The sequence below is a fragment of the Mucilaginibacter sp. SG564 genome, from assembly GCF_013149275.1.
In the GTDB taxonomy this organism is placed as follows: domain Bacteria; phylum Bacteroidota; class Bacteroidia; order Sphingobacteriales; family Sphingobacteriaceae; genus Mucilaginibacter.
The window spans coordinates 386,697-408,547 of sequence record NZ_JABGNA010000003.1 but is presented as its reverse complement, the minus strand read 5'-3'; the positions used below and the strand labels follow the sequence as shown (position 1 = coordinate 408,547).

General features: G+C 43.4%; 23 protein-coding genes. 11 read left to right on the top strand and 12 right to left on the bottom strand.

Annotated elements, in window-relative coordinates; all coding sequences use genetic code 11:
• The first annotated feature begins 105 nt into the window (after positions 1 to 105).
• Both FHW89_RS09270 and FHW89_RS09265 read left to right on the top strand, forming a co-directional pair.
• Positions 106 to 1,143, top strand: coding sequence for a porin (locus FHW89_RS09270; RefSeq protein ID WP_172334746.1), 1,038 nt, complete (start codon positions 106 to 108; stop codon positions 1,141 to 1,143).
• 366 nt (positions 1,144 to 1,509) lie between these two features.
• Positions 1,510 to 2,103, top strand: a complete 594-nt coding sequence (locus FHW89_RS09265; protein WP_172334745.1) for a DUF4468 domain-containing protein — start codon at positions 1,510 to 1,512, stop codon at positions 2,101 to 2,103.
• A gap of 276 nt (positions 2,104 to 2,379) precedes the next feature.
• On the opposite strand, the gene FHW89_RS09260 is transcribed toward FHW89_RS09265, so the two are convergent.
• Positions 2,380 to 3,687 (bottom strand): ammonium transporter, encoded by a 1,308-nt coding sequence (locus FHW89_RS09260; protein WP_172334744.1) that lies wholly within the window; start codon positions 3,685 to 3,687, stop codon positions 2,380 to 2,382.
• Between the two features lie 348 nt (positions 3,688 to 4,035).
• Positions 4,036 to 4,392, bottom strand: a complete 357-nt coding sequence (locus FHW89_RS09255; RefSeq protein ID WP_172334743.1) for a hypothetical protein — start codon at positions 4,390 to 4,392, stop codon at positions 4,036 to 4,038.
• Positions 4,393 to 4,832: 440 nt separating this feature from the next.
• Between FHW89_RS09255 and FHW89_RS09250 the strand changes: the two genes are divergently transcribed.
• The 3 genes from FHW89_RS09250 (at position 4,833) to FHW89_RS09240 (ending at position 7,424) form a co-directional block, all read left to right on the top strand.
• Positions 4,833 to 5,663, top strand: a complete 831-nt coding sequence (locus tag FHW89_RS09250) for an energy transducer TonB (protein WP_172334742.1) — start codon at positions 4,833 to 4,835, stop codon at positions 5,661 to 5,663.
• Between the two features lie 254 nt (positions 5,664 to 5,917).
• Positions 5,918 to 6,775, top strand: a complete 858-nt coding sequence (locus tag FHW89_RS09245) for an AraC family transcriptional regulator (RefSeq protein ID WP_172334741.1) — start codon at positions 5,918 to 5,920, stop codon at positions 6,773 to 6,775.
• A gap of 58 nt (positions 6,776 to 6,833) precedes the next feature.
• The gene (locus FHW89_RS09240) at positions 6,834 to 7,424 is read left to right on the top strand and encodes a cysteine hydrolase family protein (protein ID WP_172334740.1); all 591 of its coding nucleotides are present in this window, start codon (positions 6,834 to 6,836) and stop codon (positions 7,422 to 7,424) included.
• Positions 7,425 to 7,718: 294 nt separating this feature from the next.
• Here FHW89_RS09240 and FHW89_RS09235 read toward each other — a convergent pair whose 3' ends face one another.
• Positions 7,719 to 8,738: an LLM class flavin-dependent oxidoreductase gene (locus FHW89_RS09235; RefSeq protein ID WP_172334739.1), complete on the bottom strand. Its 1,020-nt coding sequence runs from the start codon at positions 8,736 to 8,738 to the stop codon at positions 7,719 to 7,721.
• A gap of 230 nt (positions 8,739 to 8,968) precedes the next feature.
• The gene (locus FHW89_RS09230; RefSeq protein WP_172334738.1) at positions 8,969 to 9,433 is read right to left on the bottom strand and encodes an N-acetyltransferase; all 465 of its coding nucleotides are present in this window, start codon (positions 9,431 to 9,433) and stop codon (positions 8,969 to 8,971) included.
• A 228-nt stretch (positions 9,434 to 9,661) separates the two neighbouring features.
• On the opposite strand from FHW89_RS09230, the gene FHW89_RS09225 reads away from it, so the two are divergent.
• Positions 9,662 to 11,089 carry an amidase gene (locus FHW89_RS09225; protein WP_172334737.1) on the top strand — a complete coding sequence of 476 codons (1,428 nt, stop codon included), beginning with the start codon at positions 9,662 to 9,664 and terminating at the stop codon, positions 11,087 to 11,089.
• 51 nt (positions 11,090 to 11,140) lie between these two features.
• Here FHW89_RS09225 and FHW89_RS09220 read toward each other — a convergent pair whose 3' ends face one another.
• From FHW89_RS09220 to FHW89_RS09195, 6 genes are all read right to left on the bottom strand, one after another.
• Positions 11,141 to 11,722, bottom strand: coding sequence for a Crp/Fnr family transcriptional regulator (locus tag FHW89_RS09220; RefSeq protein WP_172334736.1), 582 nt, complete (start codon positions 11,720 to 11,722; stop codon positions 11,141 to 11,143).
• A gap of 300 nt (positions 11,723 to 12,022) precedes the next feature.
• Positions 12,023 to 12,574: a nuclear transport factor 2 family protein gene (locus tag FHW89_RS09215; protein ID WP_172334735.1), complete on the bottom strand. Its 552-nt coding sequence runs from the start codon at positions 12,572 to 12,574 to the stop codon at positions 12,023 to 12,025.
• Positions 12,575 to 12,620: 46 nt separating this feature from the next.
• Complete coding sequence (locus FHW89_RS09210) at positions 12,621 to 13,049, bottom strand: tautomerase family protein (protein ID WP_172334734.1); 429 nt, start codon at positions 13,047 to 13,049, stop codon at positions 12,621 to 12,623.
• A 50-nt stretch (positions 13,050 to 13,099) separates the two neighbouring features.
• Positions 13,100 to 13,675, bottom strand: a complete 576-nt coding sequence (locus FHW89_RS09205) for a Crp/Fnr family transcriptional regulator (RefSeq protein WP_172334733.1) — start codon at positions 13,673 to 13,675, stop codon at positions 13,100 to 13,102.
• 71 nt (positions 13,676 to 13,746) lie between these two features.
• Complete coding sequence (locus FHW89_RS09200) at positions 13,747 to 14,190, bottom strand: VOC family protein (RefSeq protein ID WP_172334732.1); 444 nt, start codon at positions 14,188 to 14,190, stop codon at positions 13,747 to 13,749.
• A gap of 169 nt (positions 14,191 to 14,359) precedes the next feature.
• On the bottom strand, positions 14,360 to 14,686 hold the full coding sequence (locus FHW89_RS09195; protein WP_172334731.1) for a helix-turn-helix domain-containing protein: 327 nt from the start codon (positions 14,684 to 14,686) through the stop codon (positions 14,360 to 14,362).
• 120 nt (positions 14,687 to 14,806) lie between these two features.
• Between FHW89_RS09195 and FHW89_RS09190 the strand changes: the two genes are divergently transcribed.
• The 3 genes from FHW89_RS09190 to FHW89_RS09180 all read left to right on the top strand — a co-directional run bounded on the left by FHW89_RS09190 (position 14,807) and on the right by FHW89_RS09180 (position 18,817).
• A complete protein-coding gene (locus FHW89_RS09190) occupies positions 14,807 to 15,676 on the top strand; it encodes an SDR family oxidoreductase (RefSeq protein ID WP_253952201.1) in 870 nt (289 codons plus the stop codon).
• Between the two features lie 529 nt (positions 15,677 to 16,205).
• On the top strand, positions 16,206 to 18,428 hold the full coding sequence (gene purL / locus FHW89_RS09185; RefSeq protein WP_172334730.1) for a phosphoribosylformylglycinamidine synthase subunit PurL: 2,223 nt from the start codon (positions 16,206 to 16,208) through the stop codon (positions 18,426 to 18,428).
• Complete coding sequence (locus FHW89_RS09180) at positions 18,428 to 18,817, top strand: VOC family protein (protein ID WP_172334729.1); 390 nt, start codon at positions 18,428 to 18,430, stop codon at positions 18,815 to 18,817. The genes purL and FHW89_RS09180 overlap by 1 nt, the downstream gene beginning before the upstream one ends.
• Before the next feature lie 152 nt (positions 18,818 to 18,969).
• Here FHW89_RS09180 and FHW89_RS09175 read toward each other — a convergent pair whose 3' ends face one another.
• Entirely contained in the window at positions 18,970 to 19,497 is a 528-nt protein-coding gene (locus FHW89_RS09175) for a transposase (RefSeq protein ID WP_172334728.1), read from the bottom strand.
• Positions 19,498 to 19,626: 129 nt separating this feature from the next.
• Here FHW89_RS09175 and FHW89_RS09170 point away from each other — a divergent pair, with 129 nt between their 5' ends.
• Both FHW89_RS09170 and FHW89_RS09165 read left to right on the top strand, forming a co-directional pair.
• A complete protein-coding gene (locus tag FHW89_RS09170) occupies positions 19,627 to 20,379 on the top strand; it encodes a tRNA1(Val) (adenine(37)-N6)-methyltransferase (protein WP_172334727.1) in 753 nt (250 codons plus the stop codon).
• Positions 20,380 to 20,759: 380 nt separating this feature from the next.
• Complete coding sequence (locus tag FHW89_RS09165; RefSeq protein WP_172334726.1) at positions 20,760 to 21,257, top strand: metallophosphoesterase; 498 nt, start codon at positions 20,760 to 20,762, stop codon at positions 21,255 to 21,257.
• 116 nt (positions 21,258 to 21,373) lie between these two features.
• Here the strand turns inward: FHW89_RS09165 and rnhA are convergent, their stop codons facing one another.
• A complete protein-coding gene (gene rnhA, locus FHW89_RS09160; protein ID WP_172334725.1) occupies positions 21,374 to 21,832 on the bottom strand; it encodes a ribonuclease HI in 459 nt (152 codons plus the stop codon).
• Positions 21,833 to 21,851: the final 19 nt, after the last annotated feature.

Sequence of the window (21,851 nt, the reverse complement as noted above, 5' to 3'; positions counted from 1 at the left end):
TTATGCCGACAATAAAAGGTCCTGTAAGGTAATAACTATTTGTATATCAATATTTTAAATCAAAAAATTAACAAACCCAATTTTATTAACAATTAAATCGTTATCATGAAAAAAACAGCTTTACTATTATGTTTATTTTCTATCGCGGCTTTCACGGTGAAAGCACAGGACACCACAAAAACAGCAGCGGCAGATCCACCCCTGACCATAACCGGATCTGTTGATGCATACTATAAATACGATTTTTCTAAACACGCCAATATACCAACCAGTTTCGCATCAGATCAGAATTCGGTTTCGATAGGTATGATTGACCTGGGTTTGAAGAAAAAGGTAGGCAAGGCTTCATTTGTAGGTGAATTGTCTTTCGGTCCGCGAAATGATCAGTCAATCCCTAACCCTAATTATCATATCCAAAACCTGTATGTTTCCTATGATGTTACCAGTCAGTTTAATTTAACAGCGGGTTATATGGCAACTTTTGTGGGTTATGAGGTAATTGCGCCAACGGGCAATTATAACTATTCAACTTCATACCTGTTCACCAATGGTCCGTTCCAAAACGCGGGTTTAAAAGCTACCTATGCTTTCTCTGATAAAGTGAGCTTAATGGCCGGTATATTTAATAACTACTGGAATGCCTATAACTCTTACAGGTCTGTAGGTGAAGGTGCTACAACCTCTGGTGATGTATCAACCTTTGGCGCGCAATTGATGGTTGCCCCGGTTAAAGGCTGGACTGCTTATCTGAACGTATTAACCGGGTCATACTCCGGAACAGAATTTGACCTGACAACAGCCTATCAGATAACCGATGCCTTTAAATTAGGCTTAAATGGTGCCACCTTCTCGGCTCCTCATGATGGTGGCGGTTTTGAAGGTGTTGCTCTTTACCCGCAGTATGCTGTTTCAAAAATAGTGAGCTTTGGTTTAAGGGGTGAGTATTTTAAAGTTAAAAAAGATGGCGGCAATGTAAAAGCGATCACCGTAACCTCAAATATTAAGGCCGGTCCGCTAACGCTGATACCGGAGGTGAGGTTTGATAAAAAGAGCGATAAATTCTACGCGCCTTTTGTTAACAGCAGCGGTGTAGCAACCAATAAAGCTTCGCAGTTTGTGTTAGCGGCGGTTTACGCGTTCTAAGAGGTGGTTCTAAATGTAGAGACGTATAATTACGTCTCTCGTTTACAGATTAAGGAGGTTAAACAATGCAAAGTGGCTTGTCCTGTGGGAGACGCAATTATGCGTCTCTACATAAAAGATGTTTTAACCCATTTCTAAGAAAAAATAAATAAATTCTTTTTATAAAAGCCGTTCCTATTACCGGAACGGCTTTTATCTTTGAGGATAAAGATTTTCGAACAAAGATTTTTGAGCAAAGAACAAGGATAGAAAAAAAATAGAATTCAGGTGGGTTAAAAGTCCTTACTCTTTGTTCCTTTTGTTCTTGCTCCAAAAGTCCTTGTTTCTTGCTCCAAAAAATCCTTGCTCAACTTAATAAAGTATAAAATGAAAAATATATTGATAGCGCTTGTTTGTGTGTTGTTTGTGAAAAGTGCTTCGGCTCAGACAGATTCGTTGGCTTTGGATGAAAATGATAAGTATATCTATTATCAAACGGTTGCCCAGGATGGCCTGAGCGCTGATACCTTGTATAACCGCGGGCTTTACTTTTTTAAGTCGGCCTATCCAAAAGGTAAGCTAAAGCAGTCGACTGCCGATAAGGCCCAGGGTGTACTGGTAGGTAGCAGTGGTTTCCTGGTATCAAAAAAATCATTCGTAACCACCCATGAAGATGGCGAAATAACCTACACCCTGAGGGTTGAGGTAAAGGATAATAAATACCGCTACTGGTTTACCGATTTTGTATATGTGCCTTATCAACGCAACCGCTATAATGTATATGAAGCTGTACCGGGTGTAACCATTCCCATGGAAAAAGCCAAAGATAAGCTGGACAAGCGCGATGTGGCGGAGTTTTTAAACCGAATGTTATTAAACAGTCGCAAAGTAGGAGCAGTGCTCAGGTCATACATGCTCAAAATATCAGCCCTGCCCAAAGAGCAAAAAAAGATCAATAAGATTTCAACCAAGGAGTGGTAGTTTGGTGAGTAGTGAGTAGTGAGTAGTGAGTAGTGAGTAGTGAGTAGTGAGTAGTGAGTAGTGAGTAGTGAGAAATTGGTAAGCAAGTTAGTCAAATCCTGAAAACGGCGCAGCCCTCAACCGAGTTAATTCTTAAATTCTACTAATTCGGGTTCCGACAAAGAAATCACTAATTCACTAAATCAATAATTCAATAATTAAAAAAGCTGCATCTTTAAAAATGCAGCTTTAGTTTTTTCTTGTTGTTTGGTTTTGATTTTTATAGCGCTATGTAGCTTAAAGCTCTTCGTCGTGCTGGCTAATATCCAGGCCTGCAAGCTCTTCTTCTGGGCTAACACGTAAAGTGCTGATCATATCTGTGATCTTTAATAATAATAAGGAGCCAAAAAATGCGAAGGCAGAAACACCTATCAATGTAATGAGGTGAAGGAAAAACAAATGGGTTTCGCCATAATATAAGCCATTGCCGGTTGTGTTACCCGCGTTTACATTTTGATGCGCGAATACGCCGGTTAATAACATACCCACCATACCGCCTACGCCGTGACAAGGGAATACATCGAGCGTATCATCAATGCTGGTTGATGTTCTCCAGATCACAACCAGGTTACTTACTACCGCGGCTACGATGCCGATGATGAGAGAGTGGGGGATGGTTACAAAGCCCGCTGCCGGTGTGATAGCTACCAGGCCTACTACCGCGCCTATACAAGCACCCATAACCCCGGGTTTTTTACCACGCAATATGTCAAAAAACATCCATGCCATAGCTGCAGCTGCTGATGCGGTGGTAGTAGTTGCCAAAGCAGTAGCTGCCAATGTGCCTGAGCCTAAAGCCGAACCTGCGTTAAAGCCGAACCAGCCGAACCATAATAAACCGGTGCCTAATAACACATAGCTGATGCGTGCAGGCGCGTGTGCTTTATCGTTACGTTGTTTTAAATATAATGCCGAAGCCAATGCAGCCCAACCTGCCGACATGTGTACTACCGTACCGCCGGCAAAATCCAGTACGCCTTTGCCAAACAGAAAACCATCCGGGTGCCAGGTAGAGTGAGCCAGTGGGGCATATATAAATATCATGAACAGGCAAAGGAAAATCACATAGGAGTTAAAGCGGATACGCTCGGCAAAAGCACCAGTGATAAGCGCCGGTGTAATTACAGCGAATTTTAACTGGAACATGGCAAATAATACCAATGGAATAGTTGGCGCCAGTTTCCAGGTGGCATTACCCAGGGTGCCTTTCATCATAAAAAAGGTGCGGGGATCGCCGATGAAGCCGCCGATAGAATCGCCAAAGGCCAGGCTAAAGCCAAATATCACCCATATAACGGTGATAACACCCATACAAACAAAGCTTTGCAGCATGGTTGATAGTACGTTTTTTTTGCTCACCATGCCGCCATAAAAAAAGGCCAGGCCGGGTGTCATGATGAGTACAAGGGCGGTACTTACCAAAAGCCATGCGGTATCACCGCTGTCAATTTTACTGTCTTTGATGGTGGTAAGGGTAACTGATGGATATATAAGGGCAAGTACAATTACAAGGATAAGTACGCCAAAGGGTATGAATTTTTTCATGTTTCGGGTTTTAGGGTGTTTAGTAAAGGTTTGATCAATACTGCCTGGCACCAATCAAAATACCAGGCAGTATTGGAGAGTCAGGATGTTAAGAGCCAGGAATCAGGACGAAAGAAAAACAGTGATGGGTTTGGTGTTGTCCTTGATCTGAGGAATAAATATTCAAACGAAGGGGTTAACGATCAACTGTTTTGTTTTTTTTTGTCTCGATTCCTGATTCTTATCTCTTGATTCTTAAATAACTCCCGGCACCCAATCAAAAATGCCGGGCGGTATTAAAACTAAATTTTTAAAAACAATAAGATCCGGGTGCTTAATCAGGGCACCGGGATAGCATTGTTTTTCCTGCTACCAAAAAGCGTGAAATGGAAAAAGGATGAGTTTGCGGAAGCGCGACAACTGACTTGTGCCACGGCCGCATGAAAAAGTGATGTATCTGATCCCGATGGAGAAAAAATTGGGATTATGACAAAAGCCCTGTAACGAATGCGCCCCGCGGTGTTGCTGCACATTAATAACCGGTAAGGGTACATTGTTAAGGCTGTATTCGTAGTTTGAGGGACGATGATTAAGATTTGTGGCTCTTAAAGAAGCCTTTTTTTCGTCCTGATGGTAAATGTGGTATGATCCTCCCCGTCCGGATGCTGAAAATCCGGAAAAAAGAAAAAAAAGTAAGGCAGTAAATTGATAAAGCCTGTTGATCATGTCTAAAAGTAGTAAAAAATTAAAATAAATACAGTTTTTTTATAAATAATTTAACTTTTTGTTTGTTTATATGATAAATATATAAGTAAATGACTTTTAAAATTGCATTTATTGTTTAAATGTGAAAATTTTTTAGACTAAATTAAACGTGTGTGATTGTTTTGCTTCTTGTTGGTAAAAAAAATCGCTATAAGTTTGTTTGTAAAGTAAAAAACAAAAGATTTCTCCTCGTTCCTCGTCGAAATGACAGCTTTTTATCATTAAATAAGAATGATTGTAATTGCTAAACCAATTCAGTAGAGAAGATTTTTTGCCTGGAATTTAAAGTTTTGTACGGTTTGCGCCTTGTATCAAGGATGAAAATTATTTTAAAATAATTCTTGTTTTGTAAAATATTATATATGTATATTCGTTTAATAAGAAATTTAATTCTGAAAATTATGAGTATTGCCAAATTTGATTTGTACAACGCCGAGTGGCTCGACCTTGTATTTGACCATCGTAACAAAGAGTACGGTGCTTATGATCTGAGAAAGAATTATGGCCGCACCATGGCGAAAGCCATAGGGCTTAGCTTTATTGCTGTGGCGCTTTTTATTGTGGCAAGTTTTGTATTCAGGGCAAAACAGCAGCAAGAGTTTATAATTCACGAGTTTAATAATACACCGCCTATTATAACGCCTCCTGTGGAAGCTAAGCCTAAACCAGCTGAACCTGCATCAAAACCTGCGGCTCCTGTAAAAGCTTCGGCGCCAATACAAACCACAGCATTTACAACTCCTCATATTGTGCCTACAGATCCTCCGGCTGATCCACCTGTGATTAAGGAAATCACAGGAGCAATAGGCCCCGAAACAATTAAAGGGCCCGCCGGTGGAGATAATGCTACTGCTAAAACTGAAACAGGACCTGGTGGTAACGGAACTGTACCCTCAAATACGGAAATAGTTAACGTAAATGACGGCGGCCTTGAAGTAATGCCCGAGCCGGTTGGCGGAGCGGCAGCTTGGGGGAAATTTTTACAAAAAAATCTTCGCTTTCCGGCGGTAGCACAAGAACAAGGGGTATCAGGCAGGGTAATCATGAGTTTTATAATTGAGAAAGATGGTTCTTTGTCCAATATTAAAGTTGAGCGTGGCGCAGGGTATGGGTTTGATGAAGAAGCCCTGCGCGTGCTTAAACTGGCCAAAGCCTGGAAACCGGGTATCCAGAACGGTCAGCCGGTGCGGGTTCGGTACAATATCCCCATCAATTTTCAGCTAAGTGAGTAATATGGCAATAAGGCATTCAAAATAAGGTGGTTGTATAGCGTCTCCGGGGGGACAGAAATCGTTAGATGACCACCATGGGCAAGCGAATATTTTCGTTTGCCCTTTTTTGTTATCTCAAAAGTTATCTGATTAATTCTAATTCCCCTCTCAAAAGGAAATTAGTAGGCGACCTTTTATCATCCTTTTGTTACAATTACCCCAAAAGCTAAAAAGATAACCCAACAAGCCGTAGCTTAGTATAATTTATTGTAACGATGATACAAATTCCTAAGGATCTGGTTGGTTATCATGCGCATGTGAAGCTGCGCATGTGTGAAATGTATGGTTTTGTTATTGATAAAAAACGGCCCTTCGGCTGTGATGATACCTTGCAAACCATGCATTGCCTTGAGGTGGTTTTAACCGGATCTATTGATGTTTGGTATGGCGGCCACGTACAGCATTTAAAGGCCGGTGATATTCAGTTCAGGAGGCGGGGTAATTACCAGATATTCCCGTCGGATGATTATACCAGCATGCTCATTTTTATGGAAAATGAGTTTGTTGATTATTTTCTGGACAGCCACGTGCCCGAGTTCAGGCAGGAAAAATCTAGCGATGATGTGCTGCCCTTTATCTTTAAAACATCCGAGTTTATAACGGCCAACATTGCGCAGGCTATTCATCATATTTTGCATCCGCAGGAATATTCGCGCTGTATCGTGAAATTTATCACCCACCAGGTATTGCTTCAAATTTTATCGAACGACAGTTCCAAAACCTTTGTTTCGTTTTTAAAACATATGGTGAGCGAAAATAAGATCGATCTGGCTTATTTTATGGAACAAAACTTTAACCGGCAGCTCTCCCTGCAGGATATGGCTAAACTAACCGGCCGGAGTGTAAGCGCCTTTAAAAAGGAATTTACCGAACGTTTTAATACTACACCCGTAAAATGGCAGATCAACCGCCGGCTGGAATATGCGGCTTATCAGCTCAAAAACTCCAGCCATCCGGTATCGGCAATAGCTTATAGCAGCGGGTTCGAGAATATTTCGCATTTTTCAAAAGTGTATAAGCAAAAGTTTGGCGCTCCGCCCAGTTGCGCACGTAACCATCAGGTATTATCATAACAAACAAATAAAGCCTCACAGCAAAAAACGGGTGCCGCCAAAGCTGCAATTTTGAGGTATGAAAACATTAACAAATACCAACCCGGCGCTGATACTGATTGATATACAGCAGGGTTTTGATAATATTCCTTACTGGGGCGGCGAACGCAATAACCCCGGCGCCGAGGCAAACGTCCGTAAATTGCTTAATCATTGGCGCACAAACAACTTGCCCATTTTTCACATTCAGCATTGCTCAACCAACCCTAATTCCCCGCTGGCCGAAGGTAACCCGGGCAACGCACACAAAGAAATTGTAAAGCCACTGCCAGGCGAACCGGTGATCAAAAAATCGGTGAATAGCTCTTTCATCGGTACCGATTTGCAGCAGCAACTGGACGCCGCTGGTATTGATACCCTGGTTATTGTGGGCCTTACCACCGAACATTGCGTATCCACCACCACCCGGATGGCCGGTAATTTAGGCTACAACACCTTTGTAGTAGCCGATGCCACAGCCGCCTTTGCCAAAACAGGCATCAACGGTGAACATTACGATGCGGAAACCATCCATTTAACCGCCCTGGCACAAATAAACGAAGAATTTGCCACCGTATTGAATACCAATGAGGTGATCAACGCTTTAAAAAAAAGCGACGACTTTCTTTAGCAAGTTCATCCGTAAACTTTTAACACCCTATCTGCCGGTTGTGCAGGTGCTTTCGGTAATGAAGTGAGTTGGAAGGAGAAGTCAAAATTCAAAATTTAAAAGTCAAAAAAATCTGTCATTTCGAACGAACAAGTTTGGGTGGTGAGATGGCGTGAGGAGAAATTTTTTACACCTTGCAATGTTCGTCTGGTTAATCGTATAAGATTTCTCCTCGTACCTCGTTCGAAATGACAGCTTTTATTTAGTTTACAGTAGGTGTTTCAGCCGATGGTCGGTGTTATCACCGCGTCATACTTATCTGGAATTCACCAGCGGAATTACTTTTTTACCGATCAGCTCAATAGAGCTCATGAGCTGGGCATGTGTTAAACCTGCATTATCCATCTGGAAGGTAAAACGATCCACACCACCCAGGGCTTCGCTGTGGCGCAATAGTTTTTCGGCAACCTGTTCGGGGCCGCCTACTACTAATACGCCTTTGGGTGCTATCAGGGTGTCAAACTGCGCTTTGGTTACCGGTGGCCAGCCACGCTCGCGGCCCAACCGGGTCCACAGTTCGGCGTAGCCGGGGTAATAATCTGCAACGGCCTGTTCATTGGTCGCGGCCACATAACCCGGCGAATGCAGGCCGACGGTTAACTGATCGGGGGTAAAACCCGCTCTTTTGCCTGCCTCGCGATACAGGTCGATCAATGGCCTGAACCGGTGTGTTTCGCCGCCAATCACGGCTACCATCAGTGGCAATCCCAGGGTTCCGGCACGGGCGAATGACTCCGGCGTGCCGCCAACACCCAGCCAAATGGGTAGTTTTTCCTGCAATGTTCTTGGATACACGGGGCGGTTGTTTATAGGCGCGCGGAATTTGCCAGACCAGGTTACGAATTCGTTATCACGTACCTTTAATAATAGGTCCAGTTTTTCCCTAAACAGTGCGTCATAGTCGTCAAGATTAAAGCCAAACAAGGGGTAGGCTTCTACCGACGATCCCCGGCCGACAACCATTTCGGCCCGGCCTTTGGATATCAGGTCAAGCGTGGCAAAACTCTGGTATACCCGTACCGGATCGGCGGCGCTCAGTACCGTTACCGCGCTGGTGAGTTTAATATTTTTAGTCCGTGCCGCAGCCGCGGCCAGAATCACCGCTGTTGCCGAATCCAGGAACTCCTTTTTATGGTGTTCGCCGATACCGAAAACATCCAGACCAACCTCATCGGCAAAAGCGATGCGGTCAAGCAATTGTTCCATGGCATCCACACTGCTCAATTCCTTACTGCCGTACATCGCCGAAGCGAAGCTGTCAACTCCTATTTCCATTTGATTATTTTAAATAAATGTTTAAACATCTAATTCAAAGATCGGACCAAATCTTCTTCAAACCAAATATACATCGTTATAGGAATGTCATTTAGTAGAGGAGGAAGAAGATACAAGAAACAAGAGTCAAGAGGGAGGAATTGAATGTGATATTGTTTTGTTTTTTAAAAACAGGGGAATGTGCGATTCCTTCCCTGGGGAAGGGGAGGAAGGGGTTTCTGCAATATCTTTTAACCCCGCCAGCTGATTTTTACCGCTGATATTTTATTGGATTCTATTCGCTGATCTTCATGTACGGCAAAGCCATTCTTGATATAAAACATCAACGGTGATGCGTATGGCTTTCCATCGGCCTTTAACTCTCCTTCTTTATCTATCACCCAGCCGGCTAAATAATTTTCGTGTTTTTTTATTTCATTCAATATACTGGTTCCGTATTTTTTTCCTTGAACGTTGCTGTTCAAAATGATTGCGAACCACCGCTCATCTTCGCGCAAAAAAGTTGCCGACCAGCCCATCAGAATCCCGTCTTCATTAATTAACAGGAAGTATGTTTTATGCGCCAGATTGTCCAGGTAATTGCTGAAATCAGCTATATGATGGTGTTGTAATTTTCCTGGGTATTCGTCATTCCATAATTGATAAGCCGCGTGGAGCTGTGTATCGGTAAGGAAATTTTGTACGGATATTTCCATAGTTGGTTTTGAGGTTGCAATTAGCCTTTAGCTGATGTCGCACAGCACTATGCAGTAAACAAATATACATGGCGGCTCAATGATAACAACAATCCGTGGCTAAAACTGTGACAAATGTCAACGCCAAATTGTGTCATATAGCTTCGTTTTGGGTAGCGTTTGGTACCCACTTTTGTTCCGCACCTGATCAATAAAAATGCCCGGGTGCTGAACATAAAAAGAAAGTATATGAAAACCCAAAACAGTAAAATAGATCCTGTTTACTACCAGGAGGCCGGTACACTGGCCCAAATGATCCGCGATAAAGAAATAACTTCGGTTGAAGTTGTACAGGCCCATCTTGATCGCGTAGCCGAAATAAATCCCCGCATTAATGGCGTGGTTACCCTCATGGGCGAAGAGGCATTGCGATCTGCCGCCATTGCCGACAAGGCAGTAAGCAACGGCGATAAATTAGGCCCGCTGCATGGTGTACCTTTTTCTATTAAGGATGCCATAGATACAGCAGGTGTACCATCACAACGTGGCTCCAAAATATTCGCCGGGTTTATTCCCGATAGGGATGCAACCGTGGTTAGCCGTATGAAAAACGCGGGTGCTATCCCCTTAATGAAAACCAATATACCCGAGTTTTCTGCGCATTGGGAATCCGATAATCTGCTTACCGGCCGCTCCCTGAATCCCTGGAGTCCCGAGCGTACCCCCGGCGGATCAAGCGGTGGTGAATCGGCAGTGATCGCCGCCGGCCTTTCGCCTATTGGTTTGGGCAGCGATGTAGCCATATCTGTTCGTGGCCCTGCGGCATTCACGGGTATCGCCGCGTTAAAAGCAACACATGGCAGGGTGCCTTATACGGGGCATTTCCCGGCGGCCCTGAGCAGGTTTTGGCATATAGGCGCCATGGCCCGTACGGTTAAAGATGTGGCTCTGGGGTACTCTATTATTAATGGTGCTGATGGAATTGATGGCTACAGCATTTTCGCCAATGATGCCAAACCTGCCAGTTTCAGGATCCCCGGGCAAAAGATCCGCGTAGGGTGGGTATCGGATACCGCTTTTGGCCCGGTTGATCCGGAGATAACAGCCGCTATTAAAGCTACCGCCCTGTTGCTGAAAGAGGCCGGTTGTGAGGTAGAAGAAGTGCGTTTGCCTTTTATGGAAAACACCGATTGGCTCACCCCTTATTTCGGTTTGCTGTATGGCGAACTGGTGCCTTATATAGAGCAGTTTACCAAAGGCCGCGAATCGGAACTGCATTTTATTGGTAAAGCTACTATGGATGCTCCGCTGCTTAACGTTACCGACTATGTAAAAGCCGAAGCCGGCATAGAACAACTGAAAAGCCATTTTGCCAATTACTTTGTACAATATGATGTGTTGTTGCTGCCCGTAAACCCGATGACGGCTACCGGCCATGGTTTGCAGGAGTATGTGGTAGATGGTAAAACCGTATCTGCTTATCATGTAATGGCTGCCACCGCGCCTTTTAACGCTACGGGCTTACCCGCGCTTTCGGTACCGGTAACTTTAAGTTCCGAAAATTTGCCTGTCAACGTTCAGCTGGTTTCCCGGTGGTTTGATGAAGCCACGATCCTTCAATTGGGTGAACTGATCCAGATAGGCAGCGATGCTTACGGTAAACACCCGATAGCCTGATCAAAGCAATTGATATAATAAGAAAGCTCCCGGAATAGTCCGGGAGCTTTCTTATTTGCGCTTAGTAAAATCTTTCCGAATGCGGCTGAGTGTTTCGCGCGATATGCCGAGGTAGGAGGCTACCATGTGCAACGGGACTTTATTAAATACGCTGGGATAGGTTTTTTGAAATTCCAGGTATTTTTCTTCTGCCGAACTGCTGATCAAAGAGAATATCCGCTGCTGGCTTGTTTCGAATGCACGGGCCAGCAAGCGCTCGTTAAATAGCTTCACCGCGGGGATGGTATTCCTCAATTCCTCCCATGATTCCTTTGTCCATATAATAACCTTACTTGCAGCTAATGCTTCTATGTTGTAATCAGAAGGTGTTTCGTGATTATAGCTTTCCTGGTCGCTTATCCACCAGTTTTCAACACCAAATCGCGCGGTATGGTCTGTTCCGTCTTTTCCAAACCGGTAAAGCCTGAAACATCCGCTGGTGATAAAACAAGCGATGCGCCATACTTCGCCATCATGCAGTATCGACTGCCATTTTCGTATCGACCTTTCAGTGCTTGCTAAACGGATGCGTTCCATCTCTTCGTCAGTGATTTCAACCCAGCCGCGTAAATATTTTTCGAATACCTCAAACATGGTTAAGCAAATCTAATCAAATGAGGTGATTAAAGCAGGGCTGCATCATGAATGTTCGGAAGACTTTTAAAAGCAGAGAATGTGCGATTCCCCTCTTGAGAGGGGGGAGGGGTGTGTTCTTCAGCTTTACTAACACACCCCTGCTGTCACACAATCCCGCACGCCCCCTCTCAAGAGGGGATTTAAGCTCACCGCCACCGCAAGCGTCCCGCTTGTGGTATTTAGCAAGGTAATATTATCATCATGATGACCACAAGCGGGACGCTTGCGGTAGCGTACGTGAGCGACTCATCTAACGGCTTACTTTATCACATGATGTAAAGTTAATTTTTGCCGTTCTTTAAGCTGGGGCTGTTTAAAGTATTCCGTAAGTTCCAGGGAGTAGATAACACTGGTGATCTTCCATTTTCCATCTTTTTTCACCAGCCCCAGGTATTTGCCGCCCCAATTGGTCATTTTATTATTCGCCCAAAAACTGTAATCCATAGTTACCGACGCCACGTTTCCATCCTCCGTAATTTGGATGTTATCAAACTTATCTTCGGATGATTTAAGGCGGAACAAGCTTCTTAAAAAGTCTTTATAACTACCCGAAAAATAATTGCTCCCGGCCGCTTTCACGCCCCTTTTTTCTATTTCTTTGGCTTGAGATTTGCCCTTAATGGCACCGCACCAGGTAACCGGCCCATCATTAAACAAACTATAAAAAGTAACGGAATCCCTGGCAATTACGCTTTGGGTGTATTTATTAATGATGTCGGTTATTTCCTTTTTATTATCTGACGGTTGCTGGGCGTAGGCCTGCCCAATACTTATCAGAAGTGCAATGAATAGTAATTTTATAGCTTTCATTTTGTTAAGATTTTATGGATGTTGGAAAACAGAAACTTATATGCTATTAAGCGATAGGCTCCGGCAAAATAGCTTGCTTTTGTTGATTGGTAACCAGCTTATATTCTATGGTTAACCCCTCATAGCCATAAGCATCTGCTTTCATTTCCTGTATAGCAGTATAGCTTACCGGGTGGATATCTCCTAAAATACGGGCTAACGAGCTGTGTACAGCGTTAATATAATTAGCCTTATCGGTTTTAAGGTTGGTAGAGTCTGAAATTTTAATGTCGAGATGAAAGCTCCTTGTATTTAATTCGGCCAGCGATACAGCATTAACAAACCAAAGATGATCTGGTACAAAGGATATGACTACTACCGTAACTTCGGGCTTTTTGTTGAGGATCTCCTTGGTGAGACGACCGATCTCGTTTACAAGTTCTTGTGCCAAAATGCGGTCTTCCGGGCCGCTTACTTTTAAATTGATGATGGGCATACTTCAATATTTAGTGAATTACTGAAGTAAAGCTCCGGGTAAAAAAGCGCTTATTTATTGATGTATGTTAAGAGTTTGATGCGGCTCAGCGATTCGGGTTTTACACCCAGATAAGAGGCTATATGGTATTGCGAAACCCGCTGCTCTATCCCGGGATAAAGGGACGATAAAGCCTCGAGCCGTTCCGCTGCCGAATGTTTTAAGAAAGATGTTTCCCGCCTGCATTTCCTGATAAAGTAAGTATCGGAAACATATTTGCCCAGTTCCAGAAAGGCATTGTCCTGCCCGATGAGTTTATTTAGTTTATCGTAACTGATATAATGGATGGTGCTGTCGGTTAAGGCCTCTATATTGCAATTGGTTGGCGCCTGGGTTAAAAAACTGGTATAGGCGCTTACAAAATCATGCTCGAAATAAAAATCATTATTAAACTCCTCGTCATTATTCCGGATATAGGACCTAAACATCCCGGATGATACAAATCCAATAAAATTGCAAACCGAGCCTTCACGAATGAGGTGTTCCTTTTTCTTTAGGTTTTTTACTTTCAACTCCGCAGCAAACGCCTGGAAATGATCCATGTTTAGCCCCAAGTTTTTGGTAAATAAGGAGATTAATGCTTCCATTTGTTTGGGCTGATTGATGGCCTGGATCAAAGATAAATGTTTTCGGCCCGGTTCGGGCAGAAGGCTTGCGATTAGAGTTCTTCTGCCAAACCAATCAGCAATCCTTCGGCTCCGCGAACGTAGCAAAGTTTATAGGAATTCTCGTACTTAACCACTTCGCCAACAAGCTGGGCGCCATGCTTGATGAGCCTGGGTACCAGCTCGTCGATATCTTCAACAGTGAACATAGCGCGTAAATAACCGAGCGCGTTCACTGGGGCAGTCCGGTGATCTGCAATAGTAGGCGGGGTTATAAATTTCGAAATTTCGAGCCGACTATGGCCATCGGGAGTAACCATCATAGCAATCTCTACACGTTGATCGCCCAGTCCGGTAACGCGACCGGCCCATTCACCTTCAACGGTGGCCCGTCCTTCGAGCTTTAAGCCCACTTCCGTGAAAAAAGCGATAGCGTCATCGAGAGATTCCACAACAATGCCGATGTTGTCCATCCTCAGTAATTTACTTTTTGCCATAGTTTTAATTATGAGATATAGTATTGATAAAGCGTTACTTTGATAACAACAACCACAGGCTAAATGTTTCTTTATGGGAATGTCTGAGCAGATGTAAACAAACTTTTTCGTCTCCTCAGGGCTCTCGCAGAGGACCCCAGAGTCTTCTGAACGAACAAAAAATATGATATTACATCGTATCCAATAGTTTTTCCTGCCCCCACACGGCCATATCAGATAATATTGGCTTAAGGCTCTGGCCCAGCTCCGTTAGCGAATATTCTACACGGGGTGGAATTTCTTTGTATTGCTTCCGGTTAATTAATCCGTCACTTTCCAGTTCTTTCAGCTGTTCGGTTAATACTTTTCTCGAAATAGAAGGCATTCGCGCTGCTATTTCACCAAAGCGCCTGGTATGATCCAGCAATAAATAGATGATGATTGTTTTCCATCTCCCCCCAATTAAAGCGATGGTTGCCGTAAACGGGCAGGGGTTAATTTCTGCTTTATTATCCATTAGTCACGTAAAGGTTACCACTATTTTCATAGTTACCAAAAGGTAACAAGTTACTTTTTGAAATCATTATTAGTTACTTTGTGTAACAAACAAAAATAAGTATTAATTCTAAGTATACAAATGATGATTTTAGTAACAGGTGCAACAGGACATTTAGGAAACGCGACAATCGAATCGCTTTTAAATAAAGGTATTCCGGCTCATGAAATTGCCGCTTTGGTAAGGGATGAAAACAAGGCAGCACATTTAAAAGATAAAGGCGTTCAGATAAAAATCGGTCAGTATAATGATTACGATTCGCTTAAAAATGCCCTTCGGGGTGTCGACAAGCTATTGCTTATTTCTTCCAACGAAATGGTGGATAGGCTTGTTCAGCATAAAAACGTTATCAATGCGGCTAAAGAAAATGGCGTTAAACATATCGTTTATACGGGTATAGATATTAAAAGCTTTGATGAAACTGCTATTCCCTACGTTAGCCATATTCATCGCGATACGGCCAACTACCTTCAGGAAGTGGGTATTCCTTATACGCTGTTAAACGATACACTTTATGCCGATGTGATTCCTTTGTTTTTAGGCGATAAGGTTTTGGAAAATGGCATTTTCTTCCCCGCCGGGGACGGTAAAACACCTTTTGTTGCCCGGACAGAGATGGCCGAAGCAGCAGCGGTTGTGTTGACAACCCCGGGACACGAAAATAAAGCATATGCCATGGCTGCCGATACAACCTATTCATTTGAAGATATCGCGCAAATGATCTCCGAGATTACGGGCAAAAACATCCAATATCATAAACCTGATGCAGAAACTTATGTAGATGAATTGGTAAAGGCTGGCGTTCCCCGGGAAAACGCTTCATTTTTGGCAGGGTTCGGAACGGCAATAGCCAAAGGAGAGTTTGATACCCGCCGAAGCGATCTGGAAAAACTGCTTGGAAGGAAAACATTAGGGCTAAAAGAGTTCCTGACGAGCACTTATGGAGTTTAAGTTGTTCTGATTATTGGCCTGGTGGTGCGGTGATATCACTGCACCATCAGGTTAAATAGATATATCCCTCCATTGCTGTTCCCCGAACATTTAAATGAACCAGCCCGGCTTTTTATCCCGTTTGAAAAACAGAATTACCCTTTTCAAAAAAAGCAACAAAAACCGACCATTTGGTATATCGCTATTTAAATGTCAGTTATTTAATACTTTTTAAAATTTTAAAAACCATCAAAAATTTGTTAAAAGCGTTAAAGTTGATGCTTTTAATCAAATTTTAAATCGTTTTTGATCGGTTTTTCATTCGTTTTTGAGTAAAAAAATGTTAAAATCGATGGTTTAAAAAGTTCTTACGATTTGAATTTTACAGGTTTCATTTTCAGGTGAAGAAAGTAAACTAACCATTCCGTCACCCAAACCTCGCAACCCGTAACCCGAACCCCACGCCGTCCAAAACCTTTCGCCTTTTACCTTTCAGCTTTCAGCCTTTTTTCCTACTTTTGCGCATCCTTTCAAATAAAACAATAGTACATTGGAGCACCAGGAATTAACCACCGTTGAAACCGCCAAAGATTTAGGCTTATTACCCGAAGAATTTGAACGTATAAAAGAAATATTGGGCCGCGTACCCAACTTTACCGAGCTTTCTATATTCTCGGTAATGTGGAGCGAGCACTGTTCCTATAAAAACTCTATCACCTGGCTAAAAACACTGCCTAAGGATAGTCCGCGGATGCTGGCTAAGGCTGGTGAAGAAAATGCCGGCCTGGTTGACCTTGGCGATGGCATCGGCTGCGCCTTCAAGATCGAATCGCATAACCACCCATCAGCATTGGAGCCTTACCAGGGCGCTGCTACCGGCGTGGGCGGTATCAACCGGGATATATTCACCATGGGCGCACGCCCTATAGCGCAGTTGAATTCCCTGCGTTTTGGCGATCTGAGCCTGGATAAAACCAAATGGCTGGTAAAAGGCGTGGTAAAAGGTATCAGTCATTACGGTAACGCTTTCGGTATCCCAACCGTAGGCGGCGAGCTGTTTTTTGACGATTGTTATAATGTAAATCCGCTGGTTAACGCCATGTCGGCAGGTATTGTAAAAGCGGGCGAAACCGTTTCGGCAACCTCCTACGGTGTAGGCAATCCAGTTTATATAGTAGGTTCTGCAACCGGTAAAGATGGTATCCATGGCGCGGCTTTCGCATCTAAAGATATCACTGCCGATTCTGTAAATGATCTTCCTGCCGTACAGGTAGGCGACCCTTTCCAGGAAAAACTGTTGCTGGAAGCTACCTTAGAAGTAATTAAAACCGGTGCCGTAGTAGGTATGCAGGATATGGGCGCTGCCGGTATCATCTGCTCCAACTCCGAAATGAGCGCCAAAGGCGAGCATGGCATGCGTATCCACCTGGATAAAGTACCAACCCGCCAGGATCATATGAAGCCTTACGAAATTTTGCTGTCCGAATCACAGGAGCGTATGCTGATTGTGGTTCATAAAGGTCGCGAAAAGGATGTAGAGGCTGTTTTTGACAAATGGGATCTGAATTGCGCCGTAATAGGCGAGGTAACCGATACCAAACGCCTGGAATATTTTGTGAACGGCGAACTGGTTGCCGACGTACCTGCCGACGACCTTGTTTTAGGTGGCGGTGCACCGGTTTATCAGCGCGAATACCGTGAGCCTGCTTACTTTGCCGAGAACCAAAAATTCAACATCGATGATGTTAAGGAGCCTGAAAACCTGATTGAAGTGGCCGAGCACCTGGCTGCACATCCTAACCTGGCTTCAAAACGTTGGGTAACCGATCAGTACGATAGCATGGTAGGTGTACAAACCATGACCGCCAACCTGGCCTGCGATGCAGCCGTTGTGGCGGTTAAGGATACTGATAAAGCCATTGTGTTAACCACAGATTGCAACTCGCGCTACGTATATGCCGATCCTTATAAAGGTACCTCCATTGCCGTTGCCGAGGCTGCACGTAATATTGTCTGTGCCGGTGGCGAGCCTGTGGCTATTACCAACTGCTTAAACTTTGGTAACCCTTATAACCCAGAGGTTTACTGGCAGTTTGTAAGCGCCATAAAAGGTATGGGCGATGCCTGTCGTAAGTTCGAAACCCCGGTAACTGGTGGTAACGTAAGCTTTTACAACCAGTCGGCAGATGGTGGTTCGGTATTCCCGACACCAACCATTGGTATGCTGGGCGTAATGGACGATGTAGAGAACATCATGACCGCCGACTTTAAACAGCCCGGCGACCTGATTTACCTAATCGGCGAATCGGTTAATGATATCGCTTCATCACAGTACCTGGCTTCATGGCACAAAATACTAAAAGCACCTGCACCGCATTTTGATATCGACCAGGAATACGAGGTACAGCAGGCTGTTAAAGGGCTCATCCAACACCGTGTGATCGAATCGGCACATGATGTTGCCGATGGTGGCCTATACATCGCCCTGTTAGAGTCATCTATGCCAAACGGCTTAGGTTTTGATATCGAAACTGATGATGAGATCCGTAAAGATGCCTTCCTGTTTGGCGAAGCACAAGGCAGGGTAGTGGTAACCGTAGCTCCCGAAGAGCAAGAGCGCTTTATTGAATTTATGGCTACCAGCGATGTAGAATTCAGCTTGCTGGGTACCGTGAACAATGGCTCGCTTACTGTTGACGAAGTTCCGTTTGGTCATGTTACCGACCTGAAAATGGTTCACAGCAACGTGCTACACTCCATATTAGGCGAATAATGCTGAAACTGAACCGGGTACATCATATCGCTATTATTTGTTCCGACTATCAAAAGTCGAAGCATTTTTATAGCGAGATACTGGGTTTCAAGATATTATTAGAAGTATACCGCGAAGAGCGGCAATCCTATAAACTCGATCTGGAAGTGGGCGACCAATACCAGATCGAGCTTTTCTCCTTCCCCGAGCCACCTGCCCGGCCATCACGCCCCGAAGCCGCTGGGTTGCGTCACCTGGCTTTTGAGGTTGATGATATTGATGAAGCGATTGATAGTTTACAAGCTAATGGCATTACTACAGAGCCTATTCGCATAGACGAATTTACCGGTAAACGTTTCACCTTTTTTGCCGATCCGGATGGTTTACCGTTGGAGCTTTATGAAAAATAATTATGCTTGTTGGTGACAACACCAGCAACGGGCGGTAAGAAGATTTTTATTTAAAATAATCTTCGAAGTAAAAATTTAATGCTCACGCCCCGCACTTTGTTGGTGTTGTCACCAACAAACATCAGTTATCACCAACAAATACCATTATGCTTTTATTCATTATGATGTTTCAGAAAGCCGAAATTATCCTCATTTGTCAAATAAAACCTTGCTGATGAATATTTATAGTCTTCCGGTAAAGTAGCTAATTGCCATTTTTTTTGGAGCGGGTTATTATGTATATAATCCAACTTTTGCATAAACACTCTCGGACCCCATAAATCAGTGCTCAATGAATTTCTTTCCCAAAATTGATATTTTCTATCTTTAGCGTTTACTAAAAATAGGGGTAGCCTATCATCGTCAGTATCCAATAATTTAAATTTGAATTGTTGTGCGGTGAATTTTAAAAAACGTAATTGAATAACATCCTGTTTATAACCATCCTGAATCTGCCATATTAAATGAATATGATTCGGCATGATCACAAAACCATAAACAACAATGCTTTTTTCATTGGTTAAAAATAAAAGACTTTTGATGATGATATCTTTAAAAGCGTTGTCCTGTAATAAGGGTTTCCATTCCAGTATAGTTGCGGTGAAAAATTGAGGGTGATAGTCAAAATTGATTTCGGCCATTTAAATCGGTTATAACTTTCAAGATAAGAGTTGTTGGTGACAACACCAACAACGGGCGGCAAAAACAACGGCAGCGAGGACAACTTCGCACTTTGTTGGTGTTGTCACCAACAAATATAAACCCGCTAAATGTCAACGTTGATACGCATCTTAACATTTAGTAATAAATTCGCATCAATGTTTCGCTTTAAACAATTCAGTGTCGACCAAACCGGTTGCGCTATGAAGATCAATACCGATGGTGTTTTACTGGGTGCATTGGCTGATGCAGATAAACCTCTATCCATATTAGATATAGGCACAGGCACCGGCGTAATTGCCCTGATGCTGGCCCAGCGTTATACCGATGCCCAAATTGACGCAGTTGAGATTGATGAAAGTGCGGCTAGAACCGCCGAAAGCAATTTTAGAAGCTCACCTTTTGCTGACAGGCTGGCTTTATTTCCAGTAAGCTTTGCCGATTTTTTTTCCGATCATCCCAGTAAAAAATATGACCTGATTGTATCCAATCCGCCTTTCTATATCAACTCCCTTCAATCGCCGGGGGTAAAGAAGAATTTGGCCAAACATGCAGGTGATGGTTTTTTTGAAGGCTTGATATCTGGTGTGGCTGAACATTTAACAGAAAATGGGACTTGTTGGTTGGTATTACCAATTGATACCGCGGCGTTGGTTAAAGCTTTGGCCACGCAACATCAGCTTCATTTACAAAAAGTAATCAGTATACATTCGTTTAAAAGTGATGAACTTCATCGGGAAATATTGGCTTTTGGTTTTGGTAAGGGAGAATCAAAAGCGGAGAAATTAGTGATTTACGATTCGCCTAAAGTTTACAGCAGGCAATACCAAAAAGTATTGGAGAACTTTTTGACGATATTTTAATCACCATTTTAGCTCTTATTTGTCATCCTGAGGGACGAAGGATCTATTCGTGAGCTTTGCCTGTCGACTAATAGATGCTTCACTACGTTCAGCATGACAAATTTTATCCTGGTATATTTTCGTGCACCTTGTGCTGCTGATGTTGGAAATGATTGACTTATGATATTCGACCAAAAACAGACCCAAAAGTGGGTTAACACAAAATAGACCTTTATTGTAGTTAATTATTTGATTATCAATAAATTAAATCAATTTAAACCCTAAAAAGTGTAAGCCATGTAAACCCACTTTTTAGCCTTTATCCAGTTTTTTTGCGCACAACGACAGATTTATGAACTCTTGATTCTTGACTCTTACCGCTTGTATCTATATTTGCTCCCATGACCCGCATAGGCCTGATATCCGATACCCACAGTTACCTCGACGAGGCCGTTTTTAAGCATTTTGAAAATTGCGATGAAATATGGCATGCCGGCGATTTCGGCACCCTGGAGCTGGCCGATAAACTGGCCGCTTTTAAACCGCTAAAAGGGGTATATGGCAATATCGACCAAAAGGATGTAAGATTGATATACCCGGAAAATCTGCGTTTTAATTGTGAGGGTGTTGATGTATGGATGACCCACATTGGCGGTTATCCGGGTAAATATAGTCCGGCGGTGAAAAAGGAGATCTACTTAAACCCGCCTAAGTTGTTTATCTCAGGCCATTCGCATATATTGAAAGTGATGCCCGATAAAACTATTGGCTGCCTGCATCTTAACCCAGGCGCGGCCGGGCAGCAAGGCTGGCATAAAGTACGTACGCTGATGCGTTTTAATATCGATGGCGATAAAATTCAGGATTTACAGGTAATAGAGCTGGCGGGAAGGTGGTAGGTAGGTAGGTAGGTAGGTAGGGTATCAAGTAGCTAGTATCAAGTATCAAGATGCTATGCCTCTTCAATATAAAAAGAAAAAAGTCGTGATACTTGATACTAGCTACTTGATACTAATTATTTCCCATTCTCCACTTCAAAAACCGAATCTATAAGCAGTGGTTTCTGTTTCCCGGCGGCTACAGCCAGTTCATCACAGCGTTCGTTTTCGGGGTGACCGTTATGACCGCGTACCCAGGTAAATTTGATCTGGTGGTGCTTGCTGATATCGAGATAACGGAGCCAGAGGTCTTTATTTTTTTTGCCCGCGAAACCTTTTTGCACCCAGCCATTTACCCAGCGTTTTTCAATGGAATCGATCACATATTTGGAGTCGGAGAAGATCATCACCTGCTGATTAGGGGTTTTCAGCGCTTCCAGTCCCTTGATTACAGCCAGTAGTTCCATACGGTTGTTGGTGGTTTTGCGAAAGCCTTCAGAAAGCTCTTTATAATGCTTCCCCGAACGCAAAATTACCCCATAACCACCCGGACCCGGATTCCCGCTTGATGCACCGTCTGTAAATATTTCTATCATAATTGTTAGTCCATGGACG